17 protein-coding genes and 2 pseudogenes are annotated in these 16,906 nt (G+C 62.8%); 12 read left to right on the forward strand and 7 right to left on the reverse strand.

What is annotated here, in order from left to right:
* Positions 1–6: 6 nt before the first annotated feature.
* Entirely contained in the window at positions 7–1,776 is a 1,770-nt protein-coding gene (locus IVA92_RS04180) for a branched-chain amino acid ABC transporter ATP-binding protein/permease (RefSeq protein ID WP_247277882.1), read from the forward strand.
* Positions 1,773–2,504 carry an ABC transporter ATP-binding protein gene (locus tag IVA92_RS04185; RefSeq protein WP_247277883.1) on the forward strand — a complete coding sequence of 244 codons (732 nt, stop codon included), beginning with the start codon at positions 1,773–1,775 and terminating at the stop codon, positions 2,502–2,504. Before IVA92_RS04180 ends, IVA92_RS04185 begins: the two co-directional genes overlap by 4 nt.
* Before the next feature lie 150 nt (positions 2,505–2,654).
* On the opposite strand, the pseudogene IVA92_RS04190 reads toward IVA92_RS04185, so the two are convergent.
* From IVA92_RS04190 to IVA92_RS35920, 4 genes and pseudogenes are all read right to left on the reverse strand, one after another.
* Positions 2,655–2,845 (reverse strand): annotated as a pseudogene (locus tag IVA92_RS04190) (pyridoxamine 5'-phosphate oxidase); the annotation flags it as partial.
* Positions 2,846–2,979: 134 nt separating this feature from the next.
* Positions 2,980–3,732: an anti-sigma factor gene (locus tag IVA92_RS04195; protein ID WP_247277884.1), complete on the reverse strand. Its 753-nt coding sequence runs from the start codon at positions 3,730–3,732 to the stop codon at positions 2,980–2,982.
* Entirely contained in the window at positions 3,729–4,031 is a 303-nt protein-coding gene (locus IVA92_RS35915; RefSeq protein WP_346015509.1) for a sigma-70 family RNA polymerase sigma factor, read from the reverse strand. Before IVA92_RS35915 ends, IVA92_RS04195 begins: the two co-directional genes overlap by 4 nt.
* Positions 4,018–4,275: a sigma-70 family RNA polymerase sigma factor gene (locus IVA92_RS35920; RefSeq protein WP_346015510.1), complete on the reverse strand. Its 258-nt coding sequence runs from the start codon at positions 4,273–4,275 to the stop codon at positions 4,018–4,020. The genes IVA92_RS35915 and IVA92_RS35920 overlap by 14 nt, the downstream gene beginning before the upstream one ends.
* Before the next feature lie 462 nt (positions 4,276–4,737).
* On the opposite strand from IVA92_RS35920, the gene IVA92_RS04205 reads away from it, so the two are divergent.
* The 3 genes from IVA92_RS04205 to IVA92_RS04215 all read left to right on the forward strand — a co-directional run bounded on the left by IVA92_RS04205 (position 4,738) and on the right by IVA92_RS04215 (position 6,197).
* Complete coding sequence (locus IVA92_RS04205; RefSeq protein WP_247277885.1) at positions 4,738–5,295, forward strand: GNAT family N-acetyltransferase; 558 nt, start codon at positions 4,738–4,740, stop codon at positions 5,293–5,295.
* An 86-nt stretch (positions 5,296–5,381) separates the two neighbouring features.
* Positions 5,382–5,855, forward strand: coding sequence for a hypothetical protein (locus IVA92_RS04210; RefSeq protein WP_247277886.1), 474 nt, complete (start codon positions 5,382–5,384; stop codon positions 5,853–5,855).
* 162 nt (positions 5,856–6,017) lie between these two features.
* A complete protein-coding gene (locus IVA92_RS04215; RefSeq protein WP_247277887.1) occupies positions 6,018–6,197 on the forward strand; it encodes a hypothetical protein in 180 nt (59 codons plus the stop codon).
* 400 nt (positions 6,198–6,597) lie between these two features.
* On the opposite strand, the gene IVA92_RS04220 is transcribed toward IVA92_RS04215, so the two are convergent.
* A complete protein-coding gene (locus IVA92_RS04220; protein WP_247277888.1) occupies positions 6,598–7,218 on the reverse strand; it encodes a pyridoxamine 5'-phosphate oxidase family protein in 621 nt (206 codons plus the stop codon).
* Between the two features lie 121 nt (positions 7,219–7,339).
* On the opposite strand from IVA92_RS04220, the gene IVA92_RS04225 reads away from it, so the two are divergent.
* On the forward strand, positions 7,340–8,224 hold the full coding sequence (locus IVA92_RS04225; RefSeq protein WP_247277889.1) for a LysR family transcriptional regulator: 885 nt from the start codon (positions 7,340–7,342) through the stop codon (positions 8,222–8,224).
* Between the two features lie 96 nt (positions 8,225–8,320).
* On the opposite strand, the pseudogene IVA92_RS04230 reads toward IVA92_RS04225, so the two are convergent.
* Together IVA92_RS04230 and pobA are read right to left on the reverse strand one after the other, a co-directional pair.
* Positions 8,321–8,734, reverse strand: a pseudogene (locus IVA92_RS04230) (PaaI family thioesterase); the annotation flags it as partial.
* A 245-nt stretch (positions 8,735–8,979) separates the two neighbouring features.
* A complete protein-coding gene (gene pobA / locus IVA92_RS04235; protein ID WP_247277890.1) occupies positions 8,980–10,149 on the reverse strand; it encodes a 4-hydroxybenzoate 3-monooxygenase in 1,170 nt (389 codons plus the stop codon).
* Between the two features lie 265 nt (positions 10,150–10,414).
* Between pobA and IVA92_RS04240 the strand changes: the two genes are divergently transcribed.
* The 6 genes from IVA92_RS04240 (at position 10,415) to IVA92_RS04265 (ending at position 16,885) form a co-directional block, all read left to right on the forward strand.
* Positions 10,415–11,431 carry a TRAP transporter substrate-binding protein gene (locus tag IVA92_RS04240; protein ID WP_247277891.1) on the forward strand — a complete coding sequence of 339 codons (1,017 nt, stop codon included), beginning with the start codon at positions 10,415–10,417 and terminating at the stop codon, positions 11,429–11,431.
* 222 nt (positions 11,432–11,653) lie between these two features.
* Positions 11,654–12,163, forward strand: coding sequence for a TRAP transporter small permease (locus IVA92_RS04245; protein ID WP_247277892.1), 510 nt, complete (start codon positions 11,654–11,656; stop codon positions 12,161–12,163).
* Between the two features lie 2 nt (positions 12,164–12,165).
* Entirely contained in the window at positions 12,166–13,485 is a 1,320-nt protein-coding gene (locus tag IVA92_RS04250) for a TRAP transporter permease (RefSeq protein ID WP_247277893.1), read from the forward strand.
* A 12-nt stretch (positions 13,486–13,497) separates the two neighbouring features.
* The gene (locus IVA92_RS04255; protein WP_247277894.1) at positions 13,498–13,959 is read left to right on the forward strand and encodes a DUF3237 domain-containing protein; all 462 of its coding nucleotides are present in this window, start codon (positions 13,498–13,500) and stop codon (positions 13,957–13,959) included.
* A 236-nt stretch (positions 13,960–14,195) separates the two neighbouring features.
* Positions 14,196–15,005 carry a crotonase/enoyl-CoA hydratase family protein gene (locus IVA92_RS04260; protein WP_247277895.1) on the forward strand — a complete coding sequence of 270 codons (810 nt, stop codon included), beginning with the start codon at positions 14,196–14,198 and terminating at the stop codon, positions 15,003–15,005.
* A complete protein-coding gene (locus IVA92_RS04265) occupies positions 15,002–16,885 on the forward strand; it encodes a feruloyl-CoA synthase (RefSeq protein WP_247277896.1) in 1,884 nt (627 codons plus the stop codon). The genes IVA92_RS04260 and IVA92_RS04265 overlap by 4 nt, the downstream gene beginning before the upstream one ends.
* The last annotated feature ends 21 nt before the right edge of the window (positions 16,886–16,906 follow it).

Consider the following 16,906-nt stretch of genomic DNA (forward strand, 5'->3'; position numbering starts at 1 on the left):
CGCGCGATGCAGAGCCGGCTTTCCATCCTCATCTTCGCGCTTGTCATGGCGGCGATCCCGTTTGTGCCCGGCATGCCGCCGTTCTGGATCGTGCTGCTCGACAATATCGGCCTTGCCGCCCTCGTCGCGATGGGCCTCGTGCTGCTGACCGGCGTCGGCGGTCTGACCTCGTTCGGGCAAGCGGCGTTCGTCGGCTTCGGCGCCTACACCACCGCGGTGCTGTCGACGAGCTACGGCCTGTCGCCCTGGCTGACGCTGCCGTTGTCGCTCGTGGTCAGCGGATCGCTCGCGGTGCTGCTCGGGCTGATCACCGTCCGCCTCTCCGGTCATTACCTGCCGCTCGGCACGCTCGCCTGGGGACTCGGCCTGTTCTACCTCTTCAGCAAGCTGGAGTTTCTCGGCCGCAACGACGGCATCTCGGCGATCCCACCGCTGTCGATCGGCGCGTTCAAAATGCTCTCTCCCGGGTCGATCTATTACGCGATCTGGGTCGCCGTCATCGTCTCGGCCCTGCTGACGATGAACCTCTTGGACTCACGCACCGGCCGCGCCATCCGCGCGCTCCGGCGCGGCCATGTCGCGGCGGAAGCCTTCGGCGTGCACACGCCGCGCGCCAAGCTGCTGGTGTTCATCCATGCCGCGGTGCTGGCCGGCCTCTCCGGCTGGCTCTACGCGCATCTTCAGCGCGCGGTGAACCCGACGCCGTTCGGCGCCCAGGCCGGCATCGAATATCTCTTCATCGCGGTCGTCGGCGGCGCCGGCTATGTCTGGGGCGGCGTGCTCGGCGCGGCGATCGTCGTGGTGCTGAAGGAGGTGCTGCAAAGCTATCTGCCGCTGATCCTGCCCGGCTCCGGTCAGGTCGAGACCATCGTGTTCGGCATCATGCTGGTGGCGCTGCTGCAGCTCGCGCCCGGCGGCCTCTGGCCCTGGTTCATGTCGTTCATGCCCGAGCGCACCAGCGGCGGGAAGCCTGATACCTCGTTGAAGCTCGAATCACGCACTCGCGCTGCGGGCCCATCCGGCATTCTGCTCCAGGTCGAAAAAGCGCGAAAACAGTTCGGCGGCGTAGCCGCCGTCAACAACGTCTCCTTCGACGTCCAGGCCCGCGAGATCGTCGCGCTGATCGGCCCGAACGGCGCCGGCAAGAGCACGACGTTCAACCTGATCACCGGCGTGCTGTCGGCGACCTCGGGCTCGATCTCGGTGCTCGGCAACAAGGTCGACAAGGCGCCGCCGCAGGAGATCGTCAAGCTCGGCATCTCCCGCACCTTCCAGCACGTCAAGCTCGTCCCCGACATGACGGTCCTGGAGAACGTCGCGATCGGCGCGCATCTGCGCGGCCATTCGGGGCCGATCGCCTCGATGCTGCGGCTCGACCGTGCCGACGAGGCCAAGCTGCTTGCCGAGGCCGCCCGCCAGATCGAGCGTGTCGGCCTTGCCGAGCAGATGCACCAGCTTGCAGGCTCGCTGTCGCTGGGACAGCAGCGCATCGTCGAGATCGCCCGCGCGCTCTGCGTCGATCCGATGCTGTTGCTGCTCGACGAGCCCGCCGCCGGCCTGCGCCATATGGAGAAGCAACGGCTCGCGACCCTGCTGCGCGACTTGCGCGACGGCGGCATGAGCGTGCTGCTGGTCGAGCACGACATGGGTTTCGTGATGAACCTCGCCGACCGCATCGTGGTGCTTGATTTCGGCACCAAGATCGCAGAGGGAACACCCGCGACGATCAAGAGCGATCCCGAAGTGATCAAGGCCTATCTCGGAGTGGCGGCATGAGCGCGCTGTTGTCCGTCACCGACGCACATGTCGCCTATGGCAAGGTCGAGGCCGTGCGCTCGGTCTCGCTCGAGGTTGGGGCCAACCAGATCGTCACCATCGTCGGCGCCAACGGCGCCGGCAAGACCACGCTGCTCTTGGCCATTATGGGCATTTTGCCGCTCAAGGGCCGAGTCGCCTTTGCGGGCCAGGATCTGGCGCAGCTCGATATCGAGGACCGCGTCGCGATGGGCCTCGGCCTCGTTCCCGAGCACCGCGAATTGTTCGTGACCATGAATGTCGAGGACAATCTCGAGCTGGGCGCCTTCCGCATCGAGCGACGCAGGGCGAAAGCCTCGATGGAGCGGGTCTACGCGCTGTTTCCGCGGTTGAAGGAGCGGCGCAAGCAGCTCGCCGGCACGCTCTCCGGCGGCGAGCAACAGATGCTCGCGATGGGCCGTGCGCTAATGGGCGAGCCGAAGCTCCTGATGCTGGACGAGCCGAGCCTCGGCCTCGCCCCGATCATCGTCGCCGACATTTTCCGCATCGTCACCGAGCTCCGCGCCAGCGGCGTCTCCGTCCTGCTGGTCGAGCAGAACGCGCAGGCCGCCCTGAAGATCGCGGACCAGGCTTATGTGATGGAGCTCGGCGAGTTCGCGCTCAGCGGCAAGGCCAGCGACATCGCGGCAAACGAGCGCGTCGCGGCCAGCTATCTCGGCTTCCAGCACGAAGGCGAGAGTGCGTTGTAGATTCGAGGGGCTTCGGCGGCCCCCCTTGTCATCGCCCGCGAAGGCAGGCGATCCAGTACCGAGACGGTTGTGATTGAACCGAGGGGCCGCGGCGTACTGGATGCCCCGCCTTCGTGGGCATGACGGCGGAGGGTGCTGCGAAATCCGTGCCTAACGGCCCGCCGCCTTCTCTTTCAGCGCCGCGACTTCCGCCTCCAGCTCCGCGATTCTCGCATCCGTCGCCGCCAGCGCAGCGGCCACATCCGCGGCATCGAATTTCTGCAGGATGTGCTGCGGGCAGTTGGCGTCCACGCCGCGATCTTGAACAGGATCACCTGCTCGGGCCGCGCGCGGTACCCCTTCGCATATAGCTCCTCGCCCAATTTCTCGTACCGATTTAGCCCACGGCGTTTTTGCCGGCGTAGCGACGACATCCGCGGCTCCTTCGGCTGACTGCCACGTCCGATGAGGCTTGTTCACGCAGGTCAGCTTGATACTAGCTGGCACTACCTCGGAACATCTTCACAAATGCTTCGAGTTCCTTCACGTTCAGATCTGAAATTGCGATGTAGGATCGCTCACGGTCTGACCATCTGACCATATTGAAGCCATTCTCAGTGCGCAACTCGAAGGGCACGTCCAGGTGATGATGCACGGAGATTTCGGTCAGACTGATCACGTGCTCGCGTCTGCGATATACCAGGGTCGACAGCGGAGTCCTGCCGACGACATCAACGCGTCCGCCGAGAAGTTCGAAGCCTTGAGCAGCAAGATCAACGACCGTTGGCGATTCCGTGATCCGACCGTTGAACCAGGGCTTGACGGTGTGCTTGTCCGAGGAAACGACATCGGTGGGCCGTGCTGCCATTAGCGAGCGGAGATGGCCGTCGAAGAGTTCGGCTACGACGATATCCCGCTGCGCGGTCCCGCGGAGTGCGATTCCCGTCAAGGTGCTTGACAGGGCAGCTACGACCAAGATCGAGGCTGCCATCTTGGCCCAACTGGGCGTTCGTTGTCTCGTTTGGAGCCCAAAGGTGGCCTCGAGCCGCGATCGGAGCCGCGGCGGAAGCGGCTCCGGCGGGAATTTCTCGGCAAGCACTTTCTTCAAGGCACCAACTTCATCTGCGAGCTTCCGCAAGTCGGGGTCGCTTGCGATCTTGCGCTCGACTGTGAGCGCGGCGGTGACGTCGAGTTCTCCGTCGAGATAGGCGTGAATGAGATGCACGTCATTGTCGTCGGAGAGTGTCATGAGCATCTCTCCTCCTTCATTCCTGCAATCAGCTTCTGGCGGGCTCGCGCAAGCCTCGACATCACGGTTCCGATCGGACTACCCGTGATGTCAGCGATGTCGCGATATTCGAGCCCCTGGATATCTCGCAAGACCAGTACTTCCCTGAATTCCGGCGGCAGGGCCGCGATGAACATTTCAAGTTTCGCCGCCTCGGCCGCGGCAATAAGCGCTGCTTCCGGTGATCCTGACGCATCCAGTTCACCTCCCCGCTCGGCAATGGAGCGATCACCCTCGCTCAGTTCGTCAAGGCTGACCAAAGCCGCGGCCTTTTTTTTCCCTGAGTAAGGTGAAGGCAGTATTCCTCACTATCGTCAGCAGCCAGGCGCGTGCATTCGGTCCCGAAAACCGCGGTAATGCGCGAAACGCCCTGATGCACGCCTCCTGGACGACGTCCTCGGCATCTGCACGGTTATGCGTGAGCCAGCGCGCAAACGCATGCGCGTCGGCGAGATAGGGCGCTACGACAGTCGCGAATTTCTTCCTGTCGTCGTTGGGGTTCAAGCTCATCCCCTGCCTAATCAACTCAAATATGGAACCAATTATTCCCGGTCTGCAGAAAAATAAGGGGACGCTCGCTGTAGCGTTCTTCAAAGGACAAGCAGCCTCGCAACTCGGAGTACCGGCCGCAGCGGCAGCCAACCTCATTCGAATGGACTATTCCGCTGCAAATGAGGCGTCGCAAGCAGATTGCCGCATCTCACCGCTGCAGGGCTCTTGCTGGACAAAAACGGGCGCTTGCCTGAATCGCGACGAACGGCCTACCCGGCACTTGAATCTAACGGCACAACTGGACTCGAAGACGCCGTTGTTTATTCCCAAGCCCCGGCGAAAAAGATTTCTGGTGGCCACCGGGAATTTTTCCGCACCGGGCCAAGTTAACTGAACATCGGTACACTTGGGCAATTCCAGCATTCGCTCAAAGGGGCACCAATGGCGGCGATTAGAGGAATCGCGCGAGCAGACATGGACGTGCTGTTGTGGTCCAACCCCCAACACTATGATCCTGACATCTGTCAGCTCGACATTCGGCAGCTTCCATTGGTGCAGGCATTCTTGTCCACGCTCGATGCTGAGACCCGCTGCCGCCGGTTTGGCGTGCCGGTCTCTGACGCGGTGCTTGATCTTCATGCGATCAGCGCACTCGACAATGCTGCGCTCATGCTCGGAATCTTCTCCGAACAGAGGCTTCGCGGGATGCTGGAGCTCTATCGGCGCGGCGGCTCCGACGTGATGGAGCTTCTGATGGTGGTAGAGCGAGGATCGCGTCGGCGTGGAATGGGCAGGCGCCTGCTGAATGCGTCGATGCTTCACGCCTTGAATATGGATGCTCGAAGCGTTGATCTTATCTACGCGAGCGACAACTGGCCGATGCGAAGACTTGTGCAAAGGGCGGGAGCCAGGATCGATCTTGCCTTTGGCACATTCCGTGCCCGGATCGATCTTGCGCAGAGGCCAACGATCGCAAGACATTTGGGAACTCCCATTGCCGATGATTTGCCGGCAATTCGAAGAGCTACGTGAAGGACAAATTTGGCCTCTTCTGCTCCCGAGCCTTATGAGCTGGTTCACAGAAAAGCGCAGGATACTCGGATATTTGGAGTGCAGACATGACTTTGGCAGATTACTCGTTTGGCGCATTCGCATTTTTGAACACAGCGAGACTGTTGGGCTATTTTCCCCAGATCGTGCGCGTCCACCGCGACAGCAATGGCGCCGAGGCAGTTTCAGTCTTTACCTGGCTGCTGTTCTCCGCCGCAAATATAGCGACTGTAAGCTACGCCATGATCGTCTCGCATGACGCTGCGATGGCGACCATTTTCGCGCTTAACACGCTCGGATGTCTGACCATTGTCGGTCTGACGATGTGGAGGCGAGCAGGGATCCGCAAGACGGGGGCCGATGATGGAGCGTCAAATGAGAGAATATTTGGAGCCTCAACGGAGAAAGTACCTCTACGAGCTAAGTCCCAAGGACCGCAGATTTTGGCGGAGATGGCAGATTGGCTGGTCGTTGGCCTACTCCGCCGTTCTGTTCGCTCTCATCGGCGTAGGATACCTTCTGCCTGGACCCACGGACACTGAAGTCATGCAACTTAATTCGCCAGGACAGCACATCCGCATCGTGCGATTTGGCGGATTGAATTGAAGTCGCGCGCTAAACTTCGAACCAGCGTTCCGCGCGAACCCACATCGCTGCTCCATTCGGCATGCGACCACTGTGTTTCTCAACGGGGAGTAATTGACATGACGATAGCAGATCGCATCCAAAACACTTCCTCCGATTTAACGGCTCGCAGTTACGATGGATTGATCCTGCTTGGATATGCCGCGTTCGCGGTGCTTGCGCTCGCTGCGATTTACCTCGCCGCAGAAAGTCCAGGTCTGGCCAGCGGCGATCTTGTGGCGGCGGCAGTAATGCCATGAATTGAATCATCGAGCTCGCGGTCGATCGATTGGAGCTTTGGCTGGGGAAGCTCAAACATGCAAATGGTCAAGCAGGAGCGCGCCTTGAAAGCACTCTTGGCGGTCCCAGTCCGCGCGATAAAAACTCCTGCTTGAGCTCGAATAAGAACATCGCCTCCTGGCAATTTCGCGCATTTGATGCACATGGCCAGTGTATGTGCTTGCACGTTGGACTCGCGCCTCGCCGTTTGCTTCACGAGCGACGAATACTCCCCGATCGTCGCCTGTCGGTACTCCTCCACCAGAATCGTGCACTGCATATGCACGCCCTGTATAGCTGCGGCGCTGGCTCCGCAAAATCACTGCGAGTTGCAATCGCGGAGCACCCCCTTCTCCCGGCAAGCGAGGACAGGCGAAAAGCTCAGCTCGCCTTCTCGCTCTTCAACGCCGCAACCTCCGCTTCCAGCTCCGCAATCCTCGCGTCCCTCGCCGCCAGCGCAGCGGCCACATCCGCCGCATCGAACTTCTGCGGGATGTGCTGCGGGCAGTTGGTGTCCCACGCCGCGATCTTGAACAGGATCACCTGCTCCGGCCGCGCGCGATAGCCCTTCGGCATCAGCGACGCGATCAGCGCCTCGTCGTCCTCGACGACGCGCGCCTCACCCCAGATCTTCACCCGGCGGCGATGGGCGTAGTCCATCATGAAGATGTAGGCCTTGGGATTCTCCGAGAGATTACCCTGGGTGATGAACTGCTGGTTGCCGGCATAGTCGGTGAAGGCGAGCGTCTGCTTGTCGAGCACCTTGAGAAATCCCTTCGGGCCGCCGCGGTGCTGGATGTAGGGCTGGCCGTCCGCCGAGGCAGTGGCGAAGTAAAAGCTGTTGGCCTCAGTGAGGAACGCCGCGAGGTTGTCGTCGACCTCGGTGCGCCAGCCGCGCTGCTCGGCGCGGGCATAGGCCTCTCGCGAGCCCTTGCGCGCCTGAATCGCCTTCACCGCCGGCGAAAAGGCGACGTCGCTGGCATAGGTGTGGGCTGCTGTCATCGGAACGTCTCCTGAAATTCCGGCGCATTCTTCCGTCTTTCGCCAGCTAAGATGGACTTGCCAACGCCCAGAACAATCTGGCCGCTTGACACTTCACCGTTGCAATATATGCAATAATGCCATGGATCGCTTGGAAGCCATGCACGTCTTCGTCACCGTCGCCGATTTGCGCGGCTTCGCGCCGGCGGCGCGCAAGCTGCGCCTATCGCCCTCGGCAGTGACCCGGCTGATCGCTGCGCTGGAGGAACATCTCGGTGCGCGACTGTTGCAGCGGACCACGCGACAGGTGACGCTGACCGACGTCGGCACCCGCTATCTCGAGCGCGCCCGCCGCATCCTCGCCGACGTCGAGGAGGCCGACGGCTCGGCGCGGCAAGAGCGCAGCCGACCGAGCGGACGTCTCGTGGTGTCGGCGCCGGTCGGCTTTGGCCGGCTTCATGTCGGACCGGTAATGACCGCCTACCTCAAGCGCTATCCCGAAGTCACAGCCGAATTGCGGCTGTCCGACAACCTCGTCAATCTCGTGGAAGACGCCATCGATGCCGCCGTCCGCATCGGCCATCTCGCAGACTCTTCACTCGTCGCGCGCCACGTCGGCGAGATGCGGCGGATCGTGGTGGCCGCACCCGGCTATCTCAAACGTCACGGCGAACCCAGGACGCCGGAGGCCCTCGTCTCGCACCAGACCATCCAGTTCGGCCCTTGGTCCGCATGGCGCTTCCTGCGCGACGGCCGCGACATCGAGGTGACGCCGGCCCCCCGCTTTATCAGCAACAGCGCCGACGCGGCGCTGCAATATGCCGAGGCCGGCGGCGGCCTGACGCGGGTGCTGGCCTATCAGGCCGCCGAAGGACTGAAGCGCGAGCGGCTCAAAATCGTGCTGGCGAAATATGAGCAGCCGGCACTGCCGATCCACATCGTCTATCCGACCTCGCGCCTGCTCTCGGCCAAGGTGCGCGCCTTCATCGATCTCGTAGTGGAGACGACGCAATGGAGGTTCGGATGATGATGATGACTGTCATTCCGGGGCGGTCCGCGGGACCGAACCCGGAATCTCGAGATTCCGGGTTCTCGCTTCGCGAGCCCCGGAATGACGGTCATCCCTCTTCGGCACCACGCGGAACGTCCCGCTCGCCCGCGCGATCACGGTATCGTCGGCCTTGATCAGGCACTGTGCGAAGCAGATCGTCTTGCCGGTCTTGATCACGTCGCTCTCGATCGAACACCAATGGCCGATCTCGGCGGAGCCGACGAAATCGACCGAGAGCGAGACCGTCACGAACGACGTGGTCCAGCCTGTCGCCTGCGCGCAGCTATAGCCCATAGCATTGTCAGCGAGCGCGGTGATGAGGCCGCCATGGATCAGGCCGCGGCCGTTGGTGTGCGGCTTCGCCAGCCGCAGGCCGATGATGACGGCCTTGTCGGTCTTCTTCGCGTAGAGCGGCTCCCAGGGCTCGGTGAGAGGGCTCTTGCGAAAGAGCGGCTCGAAGCCAGCGGGGATATCGGGTGCGGTCATGGCTGTCTCGCGTTGCTGATCGTTGGCATTGAACGCGATGGACGTGACGAACGCATCACCTACAAAGTTTTAAACGGGATTTGCGCGGGCGTTTGAAACGATCCCGCCGTCATTGCGAGGAGCCCTTGCGACGAAGCAATCCAGACTGTCTCCGCGGAGATTTCTGGATTGCTTCGCGGAGCCTGTCATCGGGCCGCGCTTCGCGCGGACCCGTTGGCGCGCAATGACGATGTGGACGCACCGTCCTAGAACGGCAGCCCCACATAATTCTCCGACAGCGACGTCATCGCGGCCTGCGAGTGCGTGACGTAATCGAGCTCGGCGAGCTGGATTCGAGCGCCGATGGTGCCGGTGTCAGGGAATTTGTGCAGCATCGAGGTCATCCACCAGGAGAAGCGCACGGCCTTCCAGACCCGCGCCAGCGCCTTGGCGGAATAGGCGTCGATCCCGGCGCTGGATTTCTCGTCATAGAATTCGCGCAGCGCGCTCGACAGGTAATGCGCGTCGCTCGCGGCGAGGTTCAGCCCCTTGGCCCCGGTCGGCGGCACGATGTGCGCGGCATCGCCGCACAAGAACATGCGGCCAAAGCGCATCGGCTCGGCGACGAAGCTGCGCAGGGGCGCGATGCTCTTCTCGATCGAAGGACCGGTGACGAGGCGGTCGGCCGCCTCCTGGTCGAGCCGGCGCTTCAATTCGTCCCAGAAACGCTCGTCCGGCCATTGGTCGACATGGTCTTCGAGCGAGCACTGCACATAGTAGCGGCTGCGCTTGGTCGAGCGCATGGTGCACAGCGCAAAGCCGCGCGCGTGATTGGAATAGATCAGCTCGTGGCTGACCGGGGGCGTTTCGGACAAAATGCCGAGCCAGCCGAACGGATAGACCCGCTCGAATTCCTCGACCGCCGTGGCTGGGACACTGGCGCGGCTGACGCCGTGAAAGCCGTCGCAGCCGGCGATAAAATCGCATTCGATCGTGTGGGTGATGCCGTCCTTGACATAGGTGACGCGCGGGTGAGCACCGTCGAAATCATGCGGCTGCACGTCCCTGGCCTCGTACACCGAAATGAGACCTGCAGCCTTGCGCGCATTCATCAGGTCGAGCGTGACCTCGGTCTGGCCGTAGATCATCACCGTCTTGCCAGTCGCGGCCTTCATGTCGATGCGGTGACGGCGGCCGGAGAAGGCGAGCTCGATGCCCTCATGCACCAGGCCTTCAGCATGTGCCCGCGATCCGGCGCCGATCTGGTTGAGCAGCGCAACGGTGCCCTCCTCCAGCAGGCCGGCGCGGATGCGGCCGAGCACATAATCTGGGCTCTGCCGTTCCAGAATGACATTGTCGATGCCATATGTGTGCAGCAGTTGCCCAAGCAACAATCCGGCCGGTCCTGCCCCGATGATTGCGACTTTTGTCCGCAATACTTGCTCCTTCCGATGCTGTAGGCTTTCGTCGCGGCCTGCTTGTCGCGCCGGCCGGCTGACGATAATTATATCATATAATCGTTGAGCAAAAGGGGAGCGGTCGTCGCCGCAGCGCGGCAAATCTATGCAACATGGCTGCCGTAGATGGCGCGGCGAGGCATGCGTCAGTTCCGGCTTGAACACGCCGGCCAATTAGATAACATGTTAATTAATGAGACCGGGGCCATCGAAGCCCGCCGTCGAAAACAGGGAGAGACGCGTGATGAGGAAAGCCTGTCTGGCGTTGCTGCTGGCAGCAAGCGTGACGCCTGCGCTCGCGCAGGACAAGACCTTCGATTTGAAGATCTCGCACTGGGTGCCGGCCTCGCATCCCCTACAGAAATCGCTGGAAGACTGGGCGGCCGCGGTCGAGAAGGACTCCGGCGGCACCATCAAGGGCAAGGTGTTTCCGGCCCAGCAGCTCGGCAAAGCCTTCGACCATTACGACATGGCGCGCGACGGCATCGCCGACGTCACCTATGTCAATCCGGGGTACCAGCCCGGCCGCTTCCCAATTATCGGCGCCGGCGAGCTGCCGTTCCTGATCTCGGACGCCAAGGGCGGCTCGATGGGGCTGGATGCCTGGTACCGCAAATATGCCGAGAAAGAGATGAAGGACGTCAAGTATTGTCTCGCCTTCGTCCACTCGCCCTCCTCATTCCACTCCCGCACCAAGAAGATCGTGGTTCCCGATGACGTGAAGGGCCTGAAGATCCGTCCAGCCCACGCTACCATGGCGAATTTCGTCACTTCGCTCGGCGGCACCAATGTGCAGTCCTCCGCACCCGAAGTGCGCGACATCATCGAGCGCGGCGTCGCTGACGGCGTCACCTTCCCCTGGGGCTCCCTGGTGCTGTTCGGCATCGACAAGGTGACCAAATACGACATGGAGGCGCCGCTCTACACCACGACCTTCGTGTTCGTGATCAATAAGGACAAGTACAATGCCATGTCCGACAAGCAGAAGGCCGCGATCGACAAGAATTGCACGGTCGAAATGGCAGGCGCGGTCGGCGAGCACTGGGGCAAGTTCGAGGACGCCGGCATCGACAAGGTGAAGGCGGAATCGAGCCACGAGGTCTACAAGCTCACGGGCGAGCAGACCGCGGCCTGGAAGAAGGCCGCCGAACCGCTGGTGAAGACCTGGAGCGACGGCGCCAAGAAGGCCGGCGCCGATCCGGATGCAGCCCTTGCGGATCTGAAGGCATCCCTGAAGAAGTACAACGCGCTGGCGGAGTAGTGCTTCGCGGCGCGCTCTATCCACCCCCTCTCTCCGTTCTAACAGGGAGAGCATTGGGGTGAGGGGCTGCTTCCGCAAAGATGGTGACAGATGGACTCGCGGAGAGTTCCCCCTCACCCGAATTCGAGCTGCGCTCGAATTCGACCTCTCCCCGCGATCGGGGCGAGGTGAAGTTCGGCTACACCGAGATCAAATGATGACAGCACACGACAGGACACACCCGTGAAGCGCGCCTGGATGGATCGCTTTATCGACTCGATCGAATGGATCGCGGCAGGCTTTGTCGGCCTCGTCGCACTCGACATCTTCCTGTCGGTGCTGCTGCGGAACACGCTGAACTATTCGATCCCCGACAGTTTTGATATCGGCCGCATGCTGCTCGGCATCCTGATCTTCTGGGGCATCGCGGCGACCTCCTATCGCGGCACCCACATCACGGTCGACCTGGTCTGGGGCAATGTCGGGCCGCGCTATCAGCGCTGGATCGACGTGTTCGCAACGCTGGTGCTGCTGTTCGTCGTGACGGTGCAGACCTGGACGCTGTTCGACAAGGTGCGCGGCACCTACAACGACAACGTCCAGACTTTCGACATGCACATGCCGACCTGGCCATTCTTCGCGATCGCATGGATCGGCGACGTCTCCGCCGTGCTGCTGATCGCGATTCGCACCTACCGGCTGATCTTCCATCCCGAAGAGATGCACGATCCCAAAATCAAGGCGACGGAGTGATCATGAGCACCGATGCCGTCGCCGTAATCGGCTTCGTTTCCCTGTTTGTCCTGATGCTGCTGCGCGTGCCCGTCGGCATGGCCATGGGCCTCGTCGGCGTCTCCGGTTTCTCCTATCTGGTCGGCGCGACGCCCGCGCTAAAGCTGGTTGGCCAGACCTCGATGCGCACGGTCACCGACTACACCTTCGGCGTCATCCCGATGTTCCTGCTGATGGGCTCCTTTGTCAGCAATTCCGGCATGAGCCGCGAGCTGTTCCGCGCCGCCAACGGCTTCGTCGGGCATCTGCGCGGCGGGCTCGGCATCGCCACCGTCGGTGCCTGCGGCGGCTTTGCCGCGATCTGCGGCTCCTCGGTCGCGACCGCCGCGACCTTCTCCGCCGTCGCCTATCCGGAGATGCGCCGCTTCGGCTATCCACAGTCCTTTGCCACCGGCGTGATCGCAGCCGGCGGCACGTTAGGTGCGATGTTGCCGCCCTCCACCGTGCTCGCGGTCTACGGCATCATCACCGAGCAGGACATCGGCAAGCTCTTCATCGCCGGCATCATCCCGGGTCTGCTCGCGATGACCATGTACATGATCACGATCGGCCTGATCGGCTATGTCAGGCCCGACTTCCTGCCCAAGGGCAAGGTGCTGCCGTGGCGCGAACGCTTTGCCGGGTTGAAGGACATCTGGGCGCCGGTGCTGCTGTTCGTGTTTGTCATCGGCGGCCTGTACGGCCTGCCGTTCCTGCCGCGCTTCACCCCGACGGAAGCCGGCGGCGTCGGCGCCACCGGCGCCTTCATCATCGGCGTGCTGACGGGCCGGCTCGACCGCGAGAAGGTGCTGGCCTCGCTGCTGCAGGCGACGCGCACCGCGGCCGCGGTGTTCACGGTGCTGATCGGCGCGCTGATCTTCGGCTACTTCCTGACGGTGACGCAGACGCCGCAGAAGGTCACGGAATTCCTCACCGGGCTCGGCCTCGGTCCCTACGGCGTGCTGGCGCTGATCATGGTGATGTATCTGGTGCTCGGCTGCCTGATGGACGCCATGGCGATGATCATCCTCACCGTGCCGATCATCTTCCCCGTGATCACGCATCTCGGTTTCGACCCGATCTGGTTCGGCGTCATCATCGTCATGACCGTCGAGCTTGGCCTGATCCACCCGCCGGTCGGCATGAACGTCTTCGTCATCAAGAGCGTGGTGAAAGACGTCTCCTTCTCCACCATCTTCAAGGGCGTGATCCCGTTCGTGGCGACGGATTTGGTGCGCCTCGTGATCCTGATCGCCTTCCCGCTGCTGGCAACCTGGCTGCCGACGCGGATGATGGCGCATTGACGAGGTGACGCGATGACCACACCGACGCTCGAGACAAAGTACGTCTTCACCATCACGGCAAAAATCGGCGACGTCGTCAGCGCCGGCGAGACCGGGATCGGCGTGCGACGCATCATTCCGATCATCGGCGGCGAGGTGACGGGCGCGATCGCCGGTCGTGTGCTCCCCTTCGGCGCGGACTTCCAGACCATCCGTCCCAACGAGCTGATCGACCTCGAAGCCAGATACGCCTTCCAGACCGACGACGGCGCGACCGTCTATGTCGAGAACAAGGGCATGCGCTTCGGCCCGGTGGAGCTGCTGCAAAAGCTCAAGCGCGGCGAGCCGGTCGATCCGAAGCTGATCTATTTCCGCACCGTGCCGAGATTCGAGACCGGCGACGAGACCTATCGCTGGCTGATGGAACATATCTTCGTGGCCTCAGCCGCCCGGCATGCCGGCCGCGTGGTGATTGATGTGCACCAGGTGATGTAAGACACGCCCCGCCGTCCTCCTGGCGAAGGCCCGGACCCCTACCGCGGATCCATCGATTGTAGACGGCCGGAGTACCGGGCAAGGGGTCTTCGCCAAAGTGCTCCCTGGGGGTATGGGTTTCGGCCTTCGCCGGGCGACGTCGCGTTTTGAAGCAGCATTCTGGCGCGTCTGGACCGCCCCCGCCTTGACTCCCCCAAAATTCGTTATACAACATAACTATTCTGACAAGGACGCAAATGACACAGGGAAACGCCGAGACCGCTAAGGCGGGCGCCTCCGGGCTGTTGAGGATCGAGCGCGCGGACCGGGTTCTGACCGTGGGTCTGAACCGGCCGGCCAAGCGCAACGCACTCAATGACGGCATCATCCTGGAAATCGGCGAGTGTTTTGCGTCCCTGCCCGACGACATCGGCGCGGTCGTCATTCACGGCATCGGTGACCATTTCTCCAGCGGTCTCGATTTGTCCGAGCTGACCGAGCATGACGCGACCGGCGGCCTGCTCCATTCCCAGATGTGGCACCGGGTGTTCGACCGCATCCAGTATAGCCGCGTGCCCGTGATCGCCGCGCTCAGCGGGGCCGTGATCGGCGGCGGGCTGGAGCTCGCCTGCGCCGCGCACATCCGTGTCGCCGAGCCCTCGACCTATTTCGCCCTGCCGGAGGGGCAGCGCGGCATCTTCGTCGGTGGTGGCGGCTCGGTGCGCCTGCCGCGGCTGATCGGGGTCGCCAGGATGATGGACATGATGCTGACCGGCCGGGTCTATAGCGCGACCGAAGGCGCCTCCTACGGCTTTGCGCAATATCTGACGGATGCCGGTAACGGGCTCGGCAAGGCGTTGGAGCTTGCGACCAAGGTCGCCTCCAACGCGCCGCTGACGAATTTTGCCGTGCTCCAGGCTCTGCCGATGATCGCGGAGGCCAATCCGCAGACCGGCCTGCTCATGGAATCGCTGATGGCGACCGTCGCGCAGAGCGACAAAGAGGCCAAGCGCAGGATCCGCGAGTTCCTCGAACACAAGACCGCAAAGGTGAAGCCGAAGTCATGAGCGCGCAGCCGTCCTCTTCTAGCACGGAGCGCGGCGCGAGCACTTTCCCGCTGCGGCCCATCTCGTTCGGCGATCCCGTCGTCCATATCGAGCGCCGCGACGACGGCACGATCTATCTCAGGCCAAAGCAGCCGCTCGGCGACTATCCCCTCCGCATCACCGACCGCCTGCATCATTGGGCGAACACGACGCCCGACCGCGTCTTCATGGCCGAGCGCGAAGGCGGCCGCGGCTGGCGCAAGATCACCTATGCCGAGCTGCTCACGGCGAGCCGGCACATCGCATCAAGCCTGATCGCGCGCGGCCTGTCGGCGGAGCGGCCGGTCGTCATTCTCTCCGGCAATTCGATCGACCACGCACTGCTCGCCTTCGGCGCGTTCTATGCCGGCATTCCGTTCTGCCCGGTGTCGCCGGCCTACTCGCTGGTGTCAAAGGACTATGGCAAGCTGTCCTATCTGATGAAGCTGCTGACGCCCGGCCTCGTCTTCGCGGAGGATGCCGACAAGTTCGCGGGTGCGCTCGCCGCCAATGTCTCGCTCGGCACCGAGATCGCCGCGTCCTATGGCAAGGTGCCGGGCCGCGACGTCACCCTGCTCGCCGAGCTCATGGCCACGCCGATCCGCAGCGATCTCGACGGCGTCCACGGCAGGATCGGCCCCGACACGATCGCAAAGTTCCTGCTGACATCGGGCTCGACCGGCAATCCCAAGGCCGTCATCAACACCCAGCGCATGATCTGCGCCAACCAGGTGATGCTGCGCGAGACGCTCGCCTTCCTCAAGGACGAGCCGCCCGTCATCGTCGACTGGCTGCCCTGGAATCACACTTTTGGCGGCAACCACAATATCGGGCTGACGCTCTACAACGGCGGCTCGATGTATCTGGACGCCGGCAAGCCGGTGCCCGGCGGCATCGAGGAAACGGTGCGCAATCTCCAGGAGATTTCGCCGACGGTCTATTTCAACGTACCCAAAGGCTACGAATCGCTGCTGCCGTATTTGCGCGACGACCAGGGCCTGCGCGCAAAGTTCTTCGACCGGCTGCATGCGATGTTCTTCTCCGGCGCGGCGCTGTCGCCCTTCGTCTGGAACAGCCTCGACGAGCTCGCGGTGAAGGAGAAGGGCTATCGCGTGCCGATGCTGACCGGCTTAGGTGCCACCGAGACCGCGCCGTTCTTCATGTCGGTCAATCCGCGCACCAGCCGCTCCGGCCATGTCGGGCTCCCGGTGTCAGGCAATGACGCAAAACTGGTGCCGAACAACGGCAAGCTCGAGGTCCGCGCCAAGGGGCCGAACGTGATGCCCGGCTACTGGCGCCAGCCCGACATCAGCGCGAAGTCCTTCGACGAGGAAGGATTTTACAAGCTGGGCGACGCGCTCAAGCCCGCCGATCCCAACGATCTCAACGCCGGCTTCGACTTCGACGGGCGCGTCAGTGAAGACTTCAAGCTCGCCAGCGGCACCTGGGTCAGTGTCGGACCCTTGCGCGCGCGCTTCGTTGCGGCCTGCGCGCCGCTGGTGCGCGATGTCGTCATCGCCGGCATCAACCGTGACGAGATCTCCGCGCTCGTGGTGCTCGACCTCGACGGTTGCCGGCTGATCAATCCGACGCTGCCCGCCGACGATCTCGTCGTCGCTGCGCGCGACCGGCTCGTGCGCGAGGCGTTCCGCGAACGCCTGACGGGTTTCCTGTCTTCGGCGACCGGCTCCTCGACACGGATCACGCGCGCGATCCTGATGGACACGCCGCTCTCGATCGACAAGGGCGAGGTCACCGACAAGGGCTCGATCAACCAGCGCGCCGTGCTGGAGCATCGCGCTGCATTGATCGACGAGCTCTATGCTGCCAATCCATCGGACCGTGTGATATCGGTCGGGTAAGAAACCATCTCTATAGGAGAA

Origin of the sequence: Bradyrhizobium sp. 154, assembly GCF_023073875.1 — a bacterium.
Taxonomy (GTDB): domain Bacteria; phylum Pseudomonadota; class Alphaproteobacteria; order Rhizobiales; family Xanthobacteraceae; genus Bradyrhizobium.

Excerpts from the sequence above, each read along its gene's own strand:
- IVA92_RS04180 (WP_247277882.1), top strand. The coding sequence starts at position 7 with ATGCAGAGCCGGCTTTCCATCCTCATCTTCGCGCTTGTCATGGCGGCG.
- IVA92_RS04185 (WP_247277883.1), top strand. The coding sequence starts at position 1,773 with ATGAGCGCGCTGTTGTCCGTCACCGACGCACATGTCGCCTATGGCAAG.
- IVA92_RS04195 (WP_247277884.1), bottom strand. The coding sequence starts at position 3,732 with ATGACACTCTCCGACGACAATGACGTGCATCTCATTCACGCCTATCTC.
- IVA92_RS04205 (WP_247277885.1), top strand. The coding sequence starts at position 4,738 with ATGGACGTGCTGTTGTGGTCCAACCCCCAACACTATGATCCTGACATC.
- IVA92_RS04210 (WP_247277886.1), top strand. The coding sequence starts at position 5,382 with ATGACTTTGGCAGATTACTCGTTTGGCGCATTCGCATTTTTGAACACA.
- IVA92_RS04215 (WP_247277887.1), top strand. The coding sequence starts at position 6,018 with ATGACGATAGCAGATCGCATCCAAAACACTTCCTCCGATTTAACGGCT.
- IVA92_RS04220 (WP_247277888.1), bottom strand. The coding sequence starts at position 7,218 with ATGACAGCAGCCCACACCTATGCCAGCGACGTCGCCTTTTCGCCGGCG.
- IVA92_RS04225 (WP_247277889.1), top strand. The coding sequence starts at position 7,340 with ATGGATCGCTTGGAAGCCATGCACGTCTTCGTCACCGTCGCCGATTTG.
- IVA92_RS04240 (WP_247277891.1), top strand. The coding sequence starts at position 10,415 with ATGAGGAAAGCCTGTCTGGCGTTGCTGCTGGCAGCAAGCGTGACGCCT.
- IVA92_RS04250 (WP_247277893.1), top strand. The coding sequence starts at position 12,166 with ATGAGCACCGATGCCGTCGCCGTAATCGGCTTCGTTTCCCTGTTTGTC.
- IVA92_RS04255 (WP_247277894.1), top strand. The coding sequence starts at position 13,498 with ATGACCACACCGACGCTCGAGACAAAGTACGTCTTCACCATCACGGCA.
- IVA92_RS04260 (WP_247277895.1), top strand. The coding sequence starts at position 14,196 with ATGACACAGGGAAACGCCGAGACCGCTAAGGCGGGCGCCTCCGGGCTG.
- IVA92_RS04265 (WP_247277896.1), top strand. The coding sequence starts at position 15,002 with ATGAGCGCGCAGCCGTCCTCTTCTAGCACGGAGCGCGGCGCGAGCACT.